Origin of the sequence: Pseudaquabacterium inlustre (genome assembly GCF_038066595.1) — a bacterium.
In the GTDB taxonomy this organism is placed as follows: Bacteria; Pseudomonadota; Gammaproteobacteria; order Burkholderiales; family Burkholderiaceae_C; genus Pseudaquabacterium; species Pseudaquabacterium inlustre.
Genome location: NZ_JBBUTH010000001.1, coordinates 551,822 through 568,690 on the forward strand (window position 1 = coordinate 551,822; position 16,869 = coordinate 568,690).

Annotated in this window: 14 protein-coding genes; 4 read left to right on the plus strand and 10 right to left on the minus strand. The window is 71.6% G+C overall.

The features are described from left to right. Positions 1-939, plus strand: a complete 939-nt coding sequence (locus tag AACH10_RS02470; protein ID WP_341408766.1) for a c-type cytochrome — start codon at positions 1-3, stop codon at positions 937-939. Here AACH10_RS02470 and AACH10_RS02475 read toward each other — a convergent pair. The 9 genes from AACH10_RS02475 to AACH10_RS02515 all read right to left on the minus strand — a co-directional run bounded on the left by AACH10_RS02475 (position 920) and on the right by AACH10_RS02515 (position 12,497). Then, positions 920-2,197 (minus strand): mechanosensitive ion channel family protein, encoded by a 1,278-nt coding sequence (locus AACH10_RS02475; protein WP_341408767.1) that lies wholly within the window; start codon positions 2,195-2,197, stop codon positions 920-922. The two genes, AACH10_RS02470 and AACH10_RS02475, sit on opposite strands and share 20 nt — an antisense overlap. A 30-nt stretch (positions 2,198-2,227) precedes the next feature. Continuing rightward, complete coding sequence (locus tag AACH10_RS02480; protein WP_341408768.1) at positions 2,228-3,847, minus strand: NAD(P)-binding protein; 1,620 nt, start codon at positions 3,845-3,847, stop codon at positions 2,228-2,230. Between the two features lie 2 nt (positions 3,848-3,849). Beyond that, positions 3,850-4,869, minus strand: coding sequence for a thiamine pyrophosphate-dependent enzyme (locus AACH10_RS02485; RefSeq protein WP_341408769.1), 1,020 nt, complete (start codon positions 4,867-4,869; stop codon positions 3,850-3,852). Beyond that, the gene (locus AACH10_RS02490; RefSeq protein WP_341408770.1) at positions 4,866-6,251 is read right to left on the minus strand and encodes a transketolase C-terminal domain-containing protein; all 1,386 of its coding nucleotides are present in this window, start codon (positions 6,249-6,251) and stop codon (positions 4,866-4,868) included. Before AACH10_RS02490 ends, AACH10_RS02485 begins: the two co-directional genes overlap by 4 nt. Continuing rightward, positions 6,238-6,825: a 2-oxoacid:acceptor oxidoreductase family protein gene (locus AACH10_RS02495; RefSeq protein ID WP_341408771.1), complete on the minus strand. Its 588-nt coding sequence runs from the start codon at positions 6,823-6,825 to the stop codon at positions 6,238-6,240. Before AACH10_RS02495 ends, AACH10_RS02490 begins: the two co-directional genes overlap by 14 nt. Positions 6,826-6,922: 97 nt before the next feature. Next, entirely contained in the window at positions 6,923-7,978 is a 1,056-nt protein-coding gene (locus AACH10_RS02500; RefSeq protein ID WP_341408772.1) for a S66 peptidase family protein, read from the minus strand. 4 nt (positions 7,979-7,982) lie between these two features. After that, complete coding sequence (locus tag AACH10_RS02505; RefSeq protein ID WP_341408773.1) at positions 7,983-8,621, minus strand: M15 family metallopeptidase; 639 nt, start codon at positions 8,619-8,621, stop codon at positions 7,983-7,985. Continuing rightward, positions 8,618-9,544 carry a LysR family transcriptional regulator gene (locus AACH10_RS02510; protein WP_341408774.1) on the minus strand — a complete coding sequence of 309 codons (927 nt, stop codon included), beginning with the start codon at positions 9,542-9,544 and terminating at the stop codon, positions 8,618-8,620. Before AACH10_RS02510 ends, AACH10_RS02505 begins: the two co-directional genes overlap by 4 nt. 127 nt (positions 9,545-9,671) lie before the next feature. After that, positions 9,672-12,497 carry a TonB-dependent receptor domain-containing protein gene (locus tag AACH10_RS02515; RefSeq protein WP_341408775.1) on the minus strand — a complete coding sequence of 942 codons (2,826 nt, stop codon included), beginning with the start codon at positions 12,495-12,497 and terminating at the stop codon, positions 9,672-9,674. Between the two features lie 298 nt (positions 12,498-12,795). Between AACH10_RS02515 and AACH10_RS02520 the strand changes: the two genes are divergently transcribed. Beyond that, positions 12,796-14,115, plus strand: a complete 1,320-nt coding sequence (locus tag AACH10_RS02520) for an MFS transporter (RefSeq protein WP_341408776.1) — start codon at positions 12,796-12,798, stop codon at positions 14,113-14,115. 5 nt (positions 14,116-14,120) lie between these two features. On the opposite strand, the gene AACH10_RS02525 is transcribed toward AACH10_RS02520, so the two are convergent. After that, positions 14,121-14,822 (minus strand): pirin family protein, encoded by a 702-nt coding sequence (locus tag AACH10_RS02525; RefSeq protein WP_341408777.1) that lies wholly within the window; start codon positions 14,820-14,822, stop codon positions 14,121-14,123. Between the two features lie 111 nt (positions 14,823-14,933). On the opposite strand from AACH10_RS02525, the gene AACH10_RS02530 reads away from it, so the two are divergent. Both AACH10_RS02530 and gluQRS read left to right on the plus strand, forming a co-directional pair. Continuing rightward, a complete protein-coding gene (locus AACH10_RS02530; RefSeq protein WP_341408778.1) occupies positions 14,934-15,905 on the plus strand; it encodes a LysR family transcriptional regulator in 972 nt (323 codons plus the stop codon). A gap of 10 nt (positions 15,906-15,915) precedes the next feature. Further along, positions 15,916-16,824, plus strand: a complete 909-nt coding sequence (gluQRS, locus tag AACH10_RS02535; protein ID WP_341408779.1) for a tRNA glutamyl-Q(34) synthetase GluQRS — start codon at positions 15,916-15,918, stop codon at positions 16,822-16,824. The last annotated feature ends 45 nt before the right edge of the window (positions 16,825-16,869 follow it).

The window sequence follows — 16,869 nt, forward strand, 5'->3', positions numbered from 1 at the left end:
ATGAACCGCTGGATCCGCCGCGGCCTGATGACCGCCACCGTGCTGGGCATGCTGGCCGGTGCCACCGTGATCACCGGCCTGCAGATGGCCGACGAACGCATGAACCGCCGCGTCGACATCGCGCCCTACGACCTGGCCGTGCCCACCGGCGCCGACGCGCTGGCCCGCGGCCGCTACCTGTATGCCAGCCGCGGCTGCGTGGACTGCCACGGCGCCGACGGCGCCGGCCGCTCGCTGGTCAACCAGGGCGCGCTGCACATCAAGGGCCCCAACATCACGCCGGGGCCCGGCGGCGTGGTCGGCGCCTACCGCGCCGCTGACTGGGAACGCGCGCTGCGCCACGGCGTGCGGCCCGACGGCAAGCCGCTGCGCGTGATGCCCAGCCAGGACTACGCCGGCCTCACCGACGGGGACCTGGGCGCGCTGGTGGCCTACCTGCGCGCGCTGCCGCCGGTGGCGGGCACCGGGGCCATCGTCCAGCTGCCGCTGCCGGCACGGGTGCTCTACGGCTTCGGGCAGATCCCCGACGCGGCGGCGCTGATCGACCACAGCCGCCCGCCCGCCACACCGGTGCCCGAGGCGGTGAGCGTCGAGCATGGCCGCTATGTGGCCGGCATGTGCATCGGCTGCCACGGGCCGCAGCTGGCGGGCGGCCGCATCCCCGGCGCACCGCCGGACTGGCCGGCCGCGCCCGACCTGCGCCAGGTGGCCGGTGGCGTGATGGCCACGCGCTACACCGATGCGCAGCGACTGCAGCGCATGTTCCGCAGCGGCCAGCGCGACGACGGCTCGGCCATCCAGGTGATGCCCTTTGAGGCGCTGAAGCACCTGAGCGACGTGGACACCGCGGCGCTGCAGCTGTACCTGGCCTCGCTGAAGACCGGCCCGGCCGCGGGCCAGGCGCGGGCCGACACCCCGGTCAGCCGCCGGCCGGGCTGACCGGCGCCGCAGCCGGCGGCAGCGCGCGCACCACGCGCTGCGGGAACGGGATCTCCACGCCCAGCGCCTCCAGCGCGCGCAGCACGGCCAGATTGACCTCGCTGCGCACATTGCCCTGGCCGTTCTCCATGTCGGCGATCCAGAACACCAGGGTCAGCTCCAGGCCGTCGGCGGCAAAGGCGCTCAGCTGCACCGCCGGCATGGGGTCGTGCAGCACGCGGGCCACGCCGGCCATCGCGCGCACCAGCTCGGGCATCAGCGCGGGCACGTCGCTGCCGTAGGCCACCTGCACGGTGCTGGTCAGCGCCACCTTGGGGTCGGCGAACGAGCAGTTCTCCACCCGCTGGGTGATCATCATCTCGTTGGGCACGATGGACTCGCGGCCGTTGTTGGCGCGGATCACCGTGTAGCGTGTGCTGATGTCGGTGATGCGGCCCTCGAAGTTGTCGACCCGCACCACGTCGCCGATGCGCAGCGAGCGCTCGGCCAGGATCACGAAGCCCGACACGTAGTTGGCGGCCAGCTTCTGCAGGCCCAGGCCGATGCCCACGCCCACCGCGCCACCCAGCACGCCGAGTGCGCCCAGCGGGATGCCGGCCGCCGACATGGCCAACAGCAGGCCGATCAGCAGCAGGCCGGCGCGGGTGGCGTTGGCGGCGATCTTGCGCACGCTGAGGTTCACGCCGGTGGCCCGCATCAGCCGCGCCTCGATCGAGGCCGACAGCCACAACACCGCCACCAGCACGGCGGCGGCGGTCAGTGCACCTTCCACCAGGCTGCGCAGCGTGACCGGCGCGCCGCCGATCTTCCAGCTCACGGCCTCCATCTCGGCCAGCAGCACCGGCAGCAGGCCGGTGATCCACAGCACCAGCACGATCCACACGCCCCAGCTGACCGTGCGCTCGGTGGCCCGCACCAGCGGCGACTTGGGAAAGGCCGCATGCAGCACCCGCACGGCGATGCGGATCACCGCCAGGCTGGCCAGGATGGGCACGGCCACGTGGAACACCGCGATCGGCAGCTTGTGCGCCAGCGCGGCCACGCGCGCCCCTTGGGCCAGGCCGAGGGCCAGCAGCGGGAACAGCACGCCGTCGAAACCGCGCTCGCCGTACAGAATGCCCGCCCCGCCGGCCGGGCGCGTGAGCCGCACCACCAGCCAGGCCAGGCCCAGGCAGGCGGCCAGCACGCCCAGTTCGGCCAGGGCCGTGGGGTGCAGCAGCGCGCGGAAGAGTTCGAAGAATGCGTCGAGACCGTTCATGCCGCCATTGTGGGGCGGCCCGGATGACGCTCAGGTCTCCTGCACCATGTCGATCGCGCCACAGGGGCACTCTGCGGCGCACACGCCGCAGCCCTTGCAGTAGTCGAGGTTGATCGCGAAACGCTGGCCCGGTCCCAGCTTGATCACCGCGTTGTCGGGGCACACGCCGTAGCAGTTGTCGCACTCGAAGCAGTTGCCGCAACTCAGGCAACGCCGCGCCTCGAACAGCGCATTGGCCTCGGTGAGTCCGCCCTGCACCTCGTCGAAGCTGCTGGTGCGGCGCGCGGCATCCAGCTGCGGGCGCACGGTGGCCGGGGCGTCGCTGTAGTACCAGGGGTTCAGGCGCTCGAAGCTGGCCGGCGCATGCTTGGCAGCGGCGGGCAGCGGCGCGTCGCGCAGCCAGGCGTCGATCTGGCGCGCGGCCTTCTTGCCGTGGCCCACCGCGACGGTGACATTCCTTTCGGCCGGCACCATGTCGCCGCCGGCGAACAGGCCCGGGCAGCCGGTCATCAGCGTCGCCGGATCGACCTGCACCACGCCGTCATGCAGGCTCAGGCCGGGCACGCCGTCCAGCAGGCCCAGGTCCACGTCCTGGCCCAGGGCCAGCACCAGGCTGTCGGCCTGCAGCGTCTCGAACTCGCCGGTGGGCTGCGGCCGGCCGTCGGCATCGAGCACCATCTTCTCGAGGGTCAGCGTGTCGCCGGCGGCCTGCGAGATGGTGGACAGCCACTTCACCTGCACGCCCTCTTGCAGCGCTTCTTCCACCTCGAAGTCGTGCGCCGGCATCTGGCCGCGGGTGCGGCGGTAGACGATGACCGCCTCGGTGGCGCCCAGGCGGCGCGCGGTGCGCGCCACGTCGATGGCGGTGTTGCCGCCGCCGTACACGGCCACGCGCCGGCCCAGCAGCGGCTGCTCGTCGCCTTCCATCGAACGCAGCACGCTCACCGCATCGAGGATGCGCGCCGAATCCTTGGCCGGAATGAATGCGCGCTTGGCGATGTGCGCGCCCACGGCCAGGAAGGTGGCGTCGAAGCCGCGCATCTCGGCGCGCAGGTCTTCCACCCGGGTGTTCAGCTGCACATCCACGCCCAGCGCCACGATGCGCTGCATCTCGGCCTCCAGCACCTCGCGCGGCAGCCGGTAGCGCGGAATGCCGAAGCGCATCATGCCGCCCAGCGCCGGCCCGGCCTCCTTGACCGTGACGCGGTGGCCCAGGCGCCGCAGGTGATACGCCGCCGACATGCCCGAGGGCCCGGCACCCACCACCAGCACATGGCGGTCGGTGTCCTGCACGGGCGGCGTGAAGGCCCAGCCACGCGCGATGGCGATGTCACCGAGGAAGCGCTCCACCGAGTTGATGCCCACCGCGGCATCCAATTTGCCGCGGTTGCAGGCCGCTTCACACGTGTGATAGCACACCCGACCCATGGTGGCCGGAAAAGGGTTGTCGCGGGTCAGGTGGCGCCAGGCGGCTTCGTAGTCGCCGCTTTCGGCGTGGAACAGCCAGCCCTGGATGTCTTCACCGGCCGGACACTGGGCATTGCAGGGCGGCAGGTGGTCGGCATACACCGGGCGCTGGCTGCGCCAGCTGCCGGTGTGGTTGGCCAAAGAACTTCCAGGATCCAGCGTGATCGCGAAGGGCTTGTGCATGGTCAGGCCTCCTGCGCTGCGTCAATCAAGCCAAAGCGGCGGATGTTGCGATCGGCATCCGCCTGGATGCGCGCCAGCATCTCCGGGTGGCCGGTTTGACTGCCATGCGCGAACAGGTGGGCGAAGCGCTTCTGCGGCCGCAGGTACTCGTCCACCGGCACGCGGTGGCGGATCTTCTGCACCGCCGTGACCTCGCCACGCTCGGCCTCGAACACCGGGAACAGCCCGCTCTCGCGCGCCAGCCGCGCCAGGCGGATGGTGTCGTGGCTGGCCGCGCCCCAGCCCAGTGGGCACGGCACCAGGATGTGCAGGTAGCGCGCGCCGCGGATGGCCATCGCGCGCTGCACCTTGGCTTCCAGGTCATGCAGGTCGGCCACGGTGGCGGTGGCCACATACGGGATCTCGTGCGCCATCGCGATCAGCGGCAGGTTCTTGCCCTGGCCGAACACCGCCCCAGGCTCGCTGCCCAGCGCCTGCGTGGTGGCCGTGCGCGCGGCTGCCGGCGTGGCGCTGCTGCGCTGCACGCCGGTGTTCATGTAGGCCTCGTTGTCGTAGCAGATGTAGAGCACGTCGTCGTTGCGCTCGAACATGCCACTCAGGCAGCCGAAGCCTATGTCGGTGGTGCCGCCGTCGCCGCCCTGGGCGATCACGCGCACCGGCTTGTTGCCGCGGTCGCGCCCTTTCACCTTCAGCGCCGCGGCGATGCCGGTGCCCACGGCCGCGGCATTGCCGAAGAGCGAATGGATCCACGGCAGCTGCCAGCTGGTCTCGGGGTACGGCGTGGAGAACACCTCCAGGCAGCCGGTGGCGTTGGCGGCGATCAGCTGGCCGCCGGTGGCGCGCATCGCGGCATCCACCGCATAGCGCGCGCCCAGCGCCTCGCCGCAGCCCTGGCAGGCACGGTGGCCGCTGTTGAGCGAGTTGTTGCGCTCGGTGCTGGCCTGCACGCTGCGCTGCTCGGGCGCGAGCAGGCGATTGCCCACCGTGAACGTACCCGTCTGATAGAACTTGATGGCAGTCATTGGAGCCCCTCGTCCGACAGGTACGTCGGCCGGTCCCCCGAGGGGACGCGGGCCGGCTTGGGAGCGGCCCGGCGCTCGGCCCGCTCGCTCTGATCCGCACCGCGAACTGCCGGCATGCTGCCCAGATCGCGCAGCAGGTTCTCCGCGATCGGCCCGCTGCGGCGCCGCGCCGCCTCACGCTCCAGTTGGCGGTTGACGATGCGCCAGTCCAGATCGAGGAAGCTCAAGGCCGGCAGCGTGCCGACCACCGCCTCCTTCAGCATGCGCGCCAGCGAGGCCTGCGTGATGGCCCGGCCGCCCAGCCCGGCCACGACCGTGTGGCCATGCAGGTGCAGGCCCGACAGCGCCAGGCGCACATCGGTGCTGACCACGCCACCCAAGCCCACCGAGAAACTCTTCTCCAGCACCACCACGCGCTGCGCGCCCTGCAGCGCCTCGCGCACCGCCGCCAGCGGGAACGGCCGGAAGCTGTGGATGCCCAGCACGCCGATCTTCAACCCGTCCTCACGCAAGGCGTCCACCGTGTCCTTCAGCGTGCCGATCACCGAGCCCAGCGCCACGACGATGGTGCTCGCGTCTTCGCAGCGGTAGGCGCGCACCAAGCCGCCCGAGCGCCGGCCGAAGCGCTGCGCGAATTCATCGGCGATCTGCGGGATGCGCTCCAGCGCCTGCAGCTGCCGCGCATGGGCCAGGTAGCGCACCTCCATGAAGGCCTCGGGCCCGACCATCGCGCCGATGGACACCGGCTCGGCCGGATCCAGCACCTGGCGCGGCTCATATGGGGGCAGGAAGGCATCCACCTCGGCCTGGTCGGGCAGGTGCACCGGCTCGTAGGCGTGGGTCAGGATGAAGCCGTCCATGCACACCATCACCGGCAGCGACAACTCCTCGCCCAGTTTGAAGGCCTGCAGGTGCAGGTCCAGCGCCTCCTGGTTGTTCTCGGCGAACAGCTGGATCCAGCCGCAATCGCGCTGGCTCATGCTGTCGGAGTGGTCGTTCCAGATGTTGATCGGCGCGCCGATGGCCCGGTTGGCCACGGTCATCACGATCGGCAGGCCCAAGCCGCTGGCGTTGTAGACCGCCTCGGCCATGAACAGCAGGCCCTGGCTGGCGGTGGCGGTGTAGGCGCGCGCACCGGCGGCCGAGGCGCCGATGGCCACGCTCATCGCCGCGAACTCGCTCTCCACGTTGATGAACTCGCAAGGGCTCAGCTGCCCGCTCTTCACCAGCGCGCCCAGGCCCTCGACGATGTGCGTCTGCGGCGAGATCGGGTAAGCGCAGATCACCTCGGGCCGGGCCAGGGCCACGGCGCGCGCCACGGCCACCGAGCCTTCCATCTGCTCGCGGTGCCCGCCGGCACCGCGTGGGTCATTGCTCGGCATGGCGAAGCTCCTCGATCTCGCGGCGCACATGGTCAAAGGCCTCGGTGGCCGCCGCCACGTTCGCCTCGGCCAGCTTGCCGCTGAACTTGTCGCGGATGGCATGCGCCACCGCATCCAGCGACACCAGGCCGGCCAGCGCCGCGAAGCCGCCCAGCAGCACGGCGTTCGGCAGCGGCCGGCCCAGGTGCTTGAGCGCGATGTCGGTGGCCGGCACGGTGGTGAGCCGCTCGTGGCGGAAGCGCGCCGCCATGTCGCCCAGGCCCAGGGCGTCGAAGCTCTGGCGGCTGTTGATCAGCACATAGCCGTCGGGCTGCAGGCCCTGGAACACGTCCACCTGGTGCAGCAGCGTGGCGTCCTGCACGATCAGCACATCGGGCGCCATGATCGGCTCGCGCAGCCGGATCTCGCGGTCATCGATGCGGCAGAAGGCCACCACCGGCGCGCCGGTGCGCTCGGAGCCGAAGCTGGGAAAGGCCTGGGCGCAACGGCCCTGCCAGAACGCGGCGATCGAGAGCATCTCGGCGGCGGTGACCACCCCCTGCCCGCCTCGCCCGTGGATGCGGATCTGCAGCATGCGCGCTCCTCAACGCCCCGTTGTGCGGGGCTGAAGCGGGCATTCTTCGGCGCTGCTCCGGCGCGCAGGTTGAGCGGCATCAAGTGCCGCAGCACGATCAGCGCACGGCGGGTTCCAGCAGGCGTAGGGTGCCGGCCGTGGCGTCGATCTCGGCCGGCACGCCGATCGGCACGGTGAACTTCTGGCGGATGTGGCCGATCATCGCGCCGCGGTAGACCGGCACCTTCAGCGGCGCGAACCAGTCGTCGAACACCTCGTCCAGCGTCAGCGTGCCGAAGCCCTCGCCCGGCGTGCACTTGGTGAACTGGCCGATGGCCACGCCGGCCAGGCCGTCGAACACGCCGGCCAGCTTCAGCGTGGACAGCATGCGATCGACGCGGTAGATGTACTCGTTGATCTCTTCGAGGAACAGGATCGCACCGTCGAAGCTGGGCAGGTAATCGGAGCCAGCCATCGCGCTCAGCACCGCCAGGTTGCCGCCCAGCAGCGGGCCACGCGCCACGCCGGGCGTGATCGTGCGCGTGCGGTGCTCGGCCGGCGCCGGCAGGCCGTCCAGCTCGCGCGGGTTGCGCAGCGTCATCGCCTCGCCGTCCATCGCCACGCCGCGGAAGTGGCGCAGGCTGAAGGCGTTCCACGACGACACGCCCACCGGCGCATGGAAGGTGACCAGGCCGGTGCGCGCGTGCACGGCGTTGATCAGCGCGGTGATGTCGGAAAAGCCGCCCAGGAACTTCGGGTTGCCGCGGATCAGGCCGTAGTCCAGCAGCGGCAGGATGCGGTTGCCACCCGAGCCGCCGGTGAGCGCCAGGATGCCCTGCACGCCGGGATCGGCGAAGAAGCCGTCGAGGTCGGCCGCGCGGTGGGCGTCGCTGCCGGCCAGGTGGCCGCGGCGATCGCGCAGGTGCGCGCCCTCCACCACCTTGAAACCCATCGCCGTGAGCGTGTCGATGGCGATGTCGTAGGGCTCGCGCTCGTAGATGGCGTGCGACGGATTGACCAGGCCGATGGTGTCGCCGGCCTTCAGCCGCGGCGGCTTGATCGTCGGCAGGCGAGTGCTGCCGCCGGCGGCCCGGGCCATGCCGCCAGCGCCCGCCAGACCCGCCCCCAGCAGCGCCGTGATGCCGGCCTGCAGCGCGCGGCGTCGTGGGTTCACGGCGTCAGAGCACACGCGGGAACTCCCGGCGCACGCGCTCGCGGTCGCCGTGGTCGAAGTGCCACCACTCGGTGGGAATGCCGTGGAAGCCGCCATGCGCCATCGCGGCATACAGCCAGCCGCGCTCGGCCACCTGGGCGGCGGTCAGCACGCCGAGCGCCAGGTGCTGGGCGTCGAGCGCCGCGTGCGAGCGCAGCGCCATCTCGTCGTAGCCCGCGCCCATGTCGCGCTCGGCGCCGTCGGGGCCTAGCACGGTGACGTCCACTGCCATGCCGAAGCTGTGGATCGAGCCGCGCACCGGCTCGGCGAAGTAGTGGGCCATGTCGGTGCCGGCCACGTCGGCCCAGATCGCCTCCTGCACGCGCTGCGGGCGCAGCGCATCCAGCACCAGCAGGCGGTGGCCGGGGCGCTGCGCTGCCAGCCAGGCGGCCGCGGCCTCCAGGCCCTCGGCCGCCTCGCGGCGGATCCAGGCGCAATCCAGGCCCGGGTACAGCACGCGGCCGGCGAAGTTGTTCGTGCCGGCATAACGAAGATCGTGCGCGACTCCCTTCACGCTGGCCAGGCGGCGGAAATCCGGGTGCGCGGCAATGGCCTCGACCGGCAGGCTGCCGCCACTGATGCCACCGATCATGCCGCCACTCATGCCGCCACCTCCTCAGCTTGCGCCAGGCAGGCCGTGGCGGCCTCGCCCAGAAAGCTCACCAGGCGCCGCGCGCCCTGCGACAGCGGCAGGGCCGCCGGCGTCAGCAGGTACAGCGTCACCGGCAGCTCGGGCGCCAGCGGACGCACCAGCACGCGCTGGCGGTCGGCGGCCGCGGCGGTGAACGGGTCGACCACGGCCGCGCCCAGGCCCGATTCGGCCAGCGCGCGCGCCAGCTGGTAGGTCTGCACGGTGATGCGGAACTGCAGGTGCACGCCCAGCGCCTCGCACTCCTGGCTGACGCGCAGGCCCAGCGGGTCATCACCGGCCAGGCCGATCAGTTCGGCTGGCAGGTCCTCGATGGCCAGCGGCGTGCCGCCGGCCTCCATGGCCTTGCGCCCGCGCGCCGGCTTGCGCGGCTGCAGCACCATCAGCCGGCCGTGGGCCAGCGGCTCGGCGCGGATGCCGGGGTGCTTGGGATCGTGCAGCGCCAGGCCCAGCTCGGCCTCGCCCAGCAGCAGCGCATTGACCAGCTCGCGCGTGTGGTGCGTGGCGAGCTCGCAGCGGCCATCGGGCACAGCCTGGGCCCAGCGTGTCATCGCGCCCGGCACCACGGTGGCGCCGAGCGCCGGCGTGACCGACAGCTTGACCGTCTGCGCCTGGCCGTTCTTCAGGCTCACCGCCAGGCGGCGGATGGCCACCAGGTCGGCATGCAGCTTGTCCACCTCGGTAAACAGGCGCAGCGCCTCGGGTGTGGGGTAGAACTTGCCGCGCACGCGCTCGAACAGCAGCAGGCCCAGCTGCGCCTCGGCATGCTGCAGCACCTTGGTGACGGCCGGCTGCGAGATGTGCAGCAGATGCGCCGCGCCGCTGACGGTGCCCGCACGCATCACGGCGTGGAAGACCTCGATGTGGCGCAGCCTCATGCGGCCCGGCCCTGTGCGTGACGGGAAGACTGGGGTGTGGCAGCGGGCATGCCGGAACGGTCCTGGGTCTGGAATGGAAAACGGGGCCTGCGCGAGGCCCCGTCCATTGTGGCGCGCCGGCGCGGCGTCAGAAGAACTTGTAGTCGACCGACAGCACCAGCGAGCGGCCACGCGGGTCGGCCACGCGCGGCTCCCACGAGCTGCCGGCGCCGGTGTTGCTGTCGTAGGCGGCCGAGAACGGCGGCGTCTTGTCGAACAGGTTCTTCACGCCCACGGTCAGGCCCAGGTTCTTGATGCCGGTGTACTTCACGCTGGCGTGGTACAGCGTGTAGGCCGGCACGGTGGGGCTCCAGTTGGCCGGCACCACGGTGCCATTGGCCACGCCGGGCAGCACGGCGTCGAGGTAGGCCGAGCTGTACTGCTGGATCAGCGCGCCCGACCAGGCGCCGCGGCTGTAGGTGAAGGACAGCGTGTGCTTCCAGCGCAGGCCCAGGTCGTCGGCCCGCGTGAAGCGCGCCACCTCGCTGGCACCGAACGGCGCGCTGGCCACCAGGCGCGACTTCTTCTCGATCAGGTAGGTGCCTTCGAGCTTGGCGGCCAGCTTGCCGTCCATCACCGGCAGGCTGCCCTGCACATTGAGGTCCACGCCCTTGGTGATGGTTTCACCGGCGTTGATCCAGCGGTCGTCGATGACCAGCAGCGTGCCGGCGCCATCGGTGATGAAGCGGTCGCGGAACAGGCCGTAGTTGCCGACCAGGGTGCTCAGGCTCAGGCTCTGGATGGTGCCGTTGCGGCGGATGCTCCACCAGTCGGCGCCCACGCTGAAGTCGGCCCGCGGCGCCCACACGAAGCCGGCCGTCCACTGCTTGCTTTCCTCGGGGCCCAGGTCTTCCTTGCCGCCGGTGCGGATGATCGGCGTGATCGCCTCGCAACCCACCACGGTGCTGTCGACCTTGCCGCTGGCGCACTTGGCCGGGTCGACCAGGTCCTTGCCGGCGTAGGTGGTGTCGGTGATGCCGTTGTAGAGCTGGTTGAAGGTGGGCACGCGGAAGCCCGTGCTGTACGAGGCGCGCAGCAGCAGGCTGTCCATCGGCGTGAAGCGCAGCGACACCTTCGGGTTGGTGGTGCTGCCGAAGCCCGAGTAGTCGTCGTAGCGGGCGGCCAGATTCAGCTCCAGCTGCTTCATGATCGGCAGCTGCACCTCGCCGAAGGCGGCGCGCACGCTGCGCGAGACGCCGGCCAGCGCATTGGCATCGTCGAACGGGGCCAGGAAGATCACCGGGCGCGCCGACGCGGCGCGCTGGTCGCCGTTGAACTTGTAGTTCTCGTTGCGCGCGTTCAGGCCGGCAGCCACCATCACATCGCCACCCGGCAGCTTGCCCACCGGGCCGCTGGCGGTGACGTCCGCCTCGGTGACCTCGTACTTGCCGCCGTACAGCGTGACGCCGCGCGCCGAGGTGCTTTCCAGCAGCGCCAGGCCTTCGGCCGTCTGGCTCTGGCCCGCGGCCAGGAACGGGTTGATCTTGCCGGTGTTCATCGCGGCCACCAGCGCATCGCGGTAGTAGTAGCCGCTGCCCAGCGTGGAGCTCACGTCGCTGAAGGCGTAGGACAGGCCGCTGCGGTAGTCCCAGCCGGCCAGCCAGGGCAGCGGGCCGTCGGCCGCCAGCAGCACACGGCCGGTGTCGGACACGGTCTTGATCTCGCGCTCGCCGCAGGCCATGCAGCGCCAGCGGTAGGCGATGGGCTTGCCGTAGTTGGCGCTGATGCTGGGGAACACCGCGGCCAGGGCGTTGAACACCGTGTCGTACGCGGCACCGGTGCTGGGGTACAGGAAGGGCGTGGTGGCGCTGGTGGACAGCTGCGCGTTCGAGAAGCTCTTGGCCGACTCGCTGCGCGCCATCACCACTTCGCCGGTCAGCTGGTGCTCGCCCAGGCGCAGCGTGCCGCGGGTCACCAGGTTGCTGTTCTGCACCGGCTGCTGCAGCACCGCGGCACGGCCGGTGTCCCAGGCGCAGCCATAGGCCGCGGCCGGCGTGGCCCACAGCTTCTCGTCGTAGGCCGACATGCCGTCGATCGAGCTGCAGCCCGCCTGGCCCGGCAGGTCGAGCACGTTGATGCCGTTGTAGGCCTGGGTGCCGCCCGGCAGCTTGGGGCCGGTGGTGCTCTTGTTGCTGAGGATGGTGTCGGCATTGCTGACCGCGAACACCGTGGCATAGGGCGTGCCGCGCGTGTCCACCGACAGGCCGCGGTCGGGCTGGAAGGTGTTGACGAAGCTGCGCTGGTCGCCGCGCAGCTTCTGGCTGTCGGAGAACGAGGCCGCGAACAGCAGGTTGTAGCGGTCGCGGTCCAGATCGCCGAAGCCGCCCGTCAGGCCCACGCGGGCGATGTTGCCGCCGCCGTGCTGCGTGGTGTCGGTGAAGACCTGGGCCTGCAGGCCGTTGAAGTTCTTCTTCAGGATGAAGTTGATGACGCCGCCGATGGCATCGGTGCCGTAGATGGCCGAGGCCCCGTCCTTCAGGATCTCGATGCGCTCCACCGCGGCCATCGGGATCTGGTTCAGGTCGACCGCACCACCGTTGAGGCCGTGCGAGGCGACGCGGCGGCCGTTCAGCAGGATCAGCGTGGACGCCGCGCCCTGGTTGCGCAGGTTGGCCGAGGTGGCACCGTTGTTGCCGCGCGCCGCGCCCGACACCACGTCGGCGTTCGAGGCCAGGTTGTCCAGGCCGTTGCCGTTGATGGCCAGCGAGCTGATCAGTTGCTCGGCACTGCTGATGCCCTGCCGCTCCAGCTCCTGCGGCGTGATGATCTGCACCGGCAGCGCACCTTCGCTGGCGATGCGCTTGATGCTGGAGCCGGTGATCTCCACCCGCTGCGGCGCGTCGGGCGTCTGGGCCCAGACGGGCAAGGTGGCGCCCAGCAGGGCGATCGCACGAACGATGGACTTCAACTGCATGTTCCCTCCGGAGGTCGACCGCTGCCGCCTCGGATGGGCGGCCATGACGGCTGCTGCATCAGTGGTCATCGCGCCGACACGATGCCGCAACACTGGTTGCGATTGACTTTACCCGAGGGGGTCTGCCGGCAACATTTCCGCACACGTGCCGGATCCCCATCCGCCCATAACCTGATGGCATGGGTGGCCGCCCGGCGCCGCGTCGTTCCCAGGGAAGGCGGCCACGGCGCACCAGCGCTGGGCGCTACAGTGGGCGCCGCGGCGTTGCGCCGTGCAGACACCCGACGGACGCTTGCGCTTGCCTTCGCCCCACGCCGCCCCCGCCAACCCGCCCGCGCGCGCGCCCTCGCCCTGGCGCTGGATCCCCACGCTGTACTTCGGCCAGGGCCTGCCCTATGTGGTGGTCATGACGCTGGCGGTGGTGATGTACAAGAACCTGGGCGTCAGCAACACCGAGATCGCGCTCGTCACCGGCTGGCTGTACCTGCCGTGGGTGATCAAGCCGCTGTGGAGCCCGCTGGTCGAGCTGATCGGCACGCCGCGGCGCTGGATCCTGGCGATGCAGTGGCTGATCGGCGCAGCACTCGGCGGCGTGGCCCTGGTGCTGCCCGGGCCCGAGCCGCTGCGCGCCACGCTGGCCGTGCTGTGGCTGCTGGCCTTCGCCTCGGCCACGCACGACATCGCCGCCGACGGCTTCTACCTGCAGGCCCTGGCGCAGCGCCAGCGCGCGGCCTTCGTCGGCGTGCGCAGCACCTGCTACCGGCTGGCGATGATCGCCGGCCAGGGCGGGCTGATCGCGCTGGCCGGCTGGTGGCAGCAGCAGCACCCCGAGGGCGGCGCGGCCGGCGCCTGGCTGCGCGTGTTCGGGCTGCTGGCGCTGGGCTTCGCGGCGCTGGCGCTGCTGCACACGGTCAGCCTGCCAAGGCCCGCCGAGCCGCCACGGCAGCCACAGCGGTCCGCGCGCGGGATGCTGCGCGAATTCGTCACCGTGTTCGCCAGCTTCCTGCGCCAGCCCGGCATCGGCCGCGTGCTGGCCTTCCTGCTGCTGTACCGCTTTGCCGAGGCGCAGCTGCTGAAGCTGGTGGCGCCCTTTCTGCTGGACGGCACCGCCGCCGGTGGCCTGGGCCTGAGCAACCAGCAGCTGGGCCTGGCCTACGGCACGCTGGGCGTGGCGGCGCTCACCGCCGGCGGGCTGCTGGGCGGCTGGGTGATCTCGCGCCGCGGGCTCGACCGCATGCTGTGGCCGATGGTGATCGCCATGCACGCGCCCAACCTGCTGTTCGTGGCGCTGGCGCTGGCCCAGCCGCAACAGCTGGGCTGGATCAGCGCGGCCCTGGTGGCCGAGCAGTTCGGCTACGGCTTCGGCTTCGCGGCCTACATGGTGTTCATGATGATGGTGGCCGAGGGCCCGCACCAGACCGCGCACTACGCCATCTGCACCGGCTTCATGGCCCTGGGCATGATGCTGCCGGGCATGGCCGCCGGCTGGCTGCAGGCGCAGCTGGGCTATGCCGGCTTCTTCGCCTGGGTGTGCGTGGCCACGCTGCCGTCCTTCCTGGCCGTGGCCGCGGTGCGCATCCGACCGGGCTACGGCCGCAAGGACGAGGCCGAGGCCTGAACCGGTCAGGCCTTCAGGTCGAAGACCAGCACCTCGGCACCGCTGCCCTTGGCCAGGGTCAGCAGCGGCTCGTCCACCAGGCCCATCGCATCGCCGGCCTTCAGCGCCTGGCCGTTCACGGTGAGCTCACCGCGCGCCAGGTGCACCCAGGTGCGGCGGCCGGGCGCCAGCACCAGTTCGGCCGCTTCATCGCCGTCGAACAGGCCGGCGCGGATGGCCGCATCGGCATGGATCGTCACCGCGCCGTCGCGGCCGTCGCGCGCGGCCACCAGGGCCAGGCGACCGCGCTTGGCGGCCTCGGGGAAGGCCTTCTGCTCGTAGCCGGGGGCGATGCCGGCGCGCTCGGGGTAGATCCAGATCTGCAGGAAGTGCGTCGTGCTGTCGCGGGCGTGGTTGAACTCGCTGTGCATCACGCCGGTGCCGGCACTCATGCGCTGCACCTCGCCCGGCACGATGGCCGCGCCGTTGCCCATCGAGTCCTTGTGCGCCAGCGCGCCGTCGAGCACGTAGCTCACGATCTCCATGTCGCGGTGGCCATGCGTGCCGAAGCCGGTGCCCGGCGCGATGCGGTCGTCGTTGATGACGCGCAGGTTGCCGAAGCCCATGTGCGCAGGGTCGTGGTACTCGCCAAACGAGAAGGTGTGCCAGCTCTTGAGCCAGCCGTGGTCGGCATGGCCGCGGTCTTCGGCGCGTCGCAACGTGATCATGGTGATGGGTCTCCAGCGTGGCCGCCATGGTGGCACCCCCGCAAGCCGGTGTGGTGGCCCAGGGCTTGAAGCATCCGTTCAAATAAGATGAAAGGCTGACACCGGATTGACATGCCCGAATCCCGCCGCCAGGCCCTGACCCCCGACGCGCTGCTGATGATGGACACCATCGCCCGCTGCGGCAGCTTTGCCGCCGCCGCGCGCGAGCTGGGCCGCGTGCCCTCGGCCCTGACCTACAGCGTGCGCCAGCTCGAAGAGGCGCTGGACGTGCTGCTGTTCGACCGCCGCTCGCGCCAGGCCCAGCTCACCGCCGCCGGGCAGGAACTGCTCAACGAGGGCCGGCGCCTGCTGGCCGAGATGGACGCCGTGGCCAACCGCGTGCGCCGCGTGGCCACCGGCTGGGAAAGCGAGCTGACCATCGTGGCCGATGGCGTGGTGTCGCGGCTGGTGATGTTCGAGCTGATCGAGGGCTTCTACGCCCAGCGCATGGCCGACGGCCAGCCCCCCGGCACGCGGCTGAAGCTGCGCCGCGAGATCATGGCCGGCACCTGGGAGGCGCTGGTCACCGGCCAGGCCGACCTGTCGATCGGCGTGATGCTGGGCGGCACGCCGCAGGCCGGCATCGAGCTGCAGCCGCTGGGCGAGGTGGAGTTCGTGTTCTGCGTCGCGCCGCACCACCCGCTGGCCGCCGGCGACGCACCGCTCACCGACGAGCAGATCTTCGCCCACCGCGCCGTGGCGGTGGCCGATTCGGCCCAGCGCATGAGCCCGGTCACGGTCAACCTGCTGCCCGGCCAGGACGTGCTGACCGTGCCGACCATGGCCGCCAAGGTCGAGGCGCTGCTGCGCTGCCTGGGTTGCGGCTTCGTGCCCGAGCCGCAGGCGCGCGACCACCTGCGCGCCGGCCGCCTGGTGGCGCGCCAGGTGGCCCGCCAGCGCGTGCCGGCCCGCTTCGGCTACGCCTGGCGGCGCAATGCCGCGCGCGGCCAGGCGCTGCAGTGGTGGCTGGGCCAGCTGGACAGCCCCACCACCCGCGCCGCGCTGCTCGACCGCCATTGCGGGCTGCTGGAACCGCTGGAATAGCCCGCAGGCCATGCCCGACCGCAGCAGTCCCCGCCGGCCCGGATACATCGGCCGGTTCGCCCCTTCGCCCACCGGCCCGCTGCACGCCGGCTCGCTGGTGGCGGCCCTGGCCAGCTGGCTGGATGCACGCGCCCACGGCGGCCAGTGGCTGGTGCGCATCGAGGACGTGGACACACCGCGCTGCGTGCCCGGCGCCGACGAACTGATCCTGCGCCAGCTGGCGCGCTGCGGGCTGTTCCCCGATGCGCCGCCGGTCTACCAGTCGCAGCGCAGCGACCACTACGGCGCCGCGATGGCGCGGCTGAAGGCGCTGGGCGTGGTCTACCCCTGCGCCTGCACCCGCCGCGAGGTGGAGGAAGCCCTGGTGGCGCTGGGCGTGCTGGGCGGGCGCTTCGAGGAGCGCGTGTACCCCGGCACCTGCCGCGGCGGCCTGCACGACCGGCCGGCGCGCGCGATGCGGCTGCTGACCGTGTGCGGCGGCATCGAGGCCGTGGTCAGCTGGCACGACCGCCGCCTGGGCCCGCACCGCCAGAACGTGGCGCGCGAGGTGGGGGATTTCGTGCTGCACCGCGCCGACGGCCTGTGGGCCTACCAGCTGGCCGTGGTGGTGGACGACGGCGACCAGGGCGTCACCGACGTGGTGCGCGGCGAGGACCTGGCCGACAACACCGCGCGCCAGATCCACCTGCAGCGCCTGCTGGCCCTGCCCGAGCCGCGCTACCTGCACGTGCCGCTGGTGATGGGCGCCGACGGCCACAAGCTCAGCAAGCAGAACGGCGCAGCCCCGCTGGACACGCGCGACCCGCTGCCGGCCCTGCGCGACGCCGCGCGCACGCTGGGCCTGCCGCTGCTGCAGCCCACGCTGGTGCCCGACTGGCTGCAGGCCGCCACGCTGGCGTGGAGCCAGATGTGGCTGTGATGGCATGATGCCGCCCCGACATTCCCGCGTTCACCCCGCGATCAC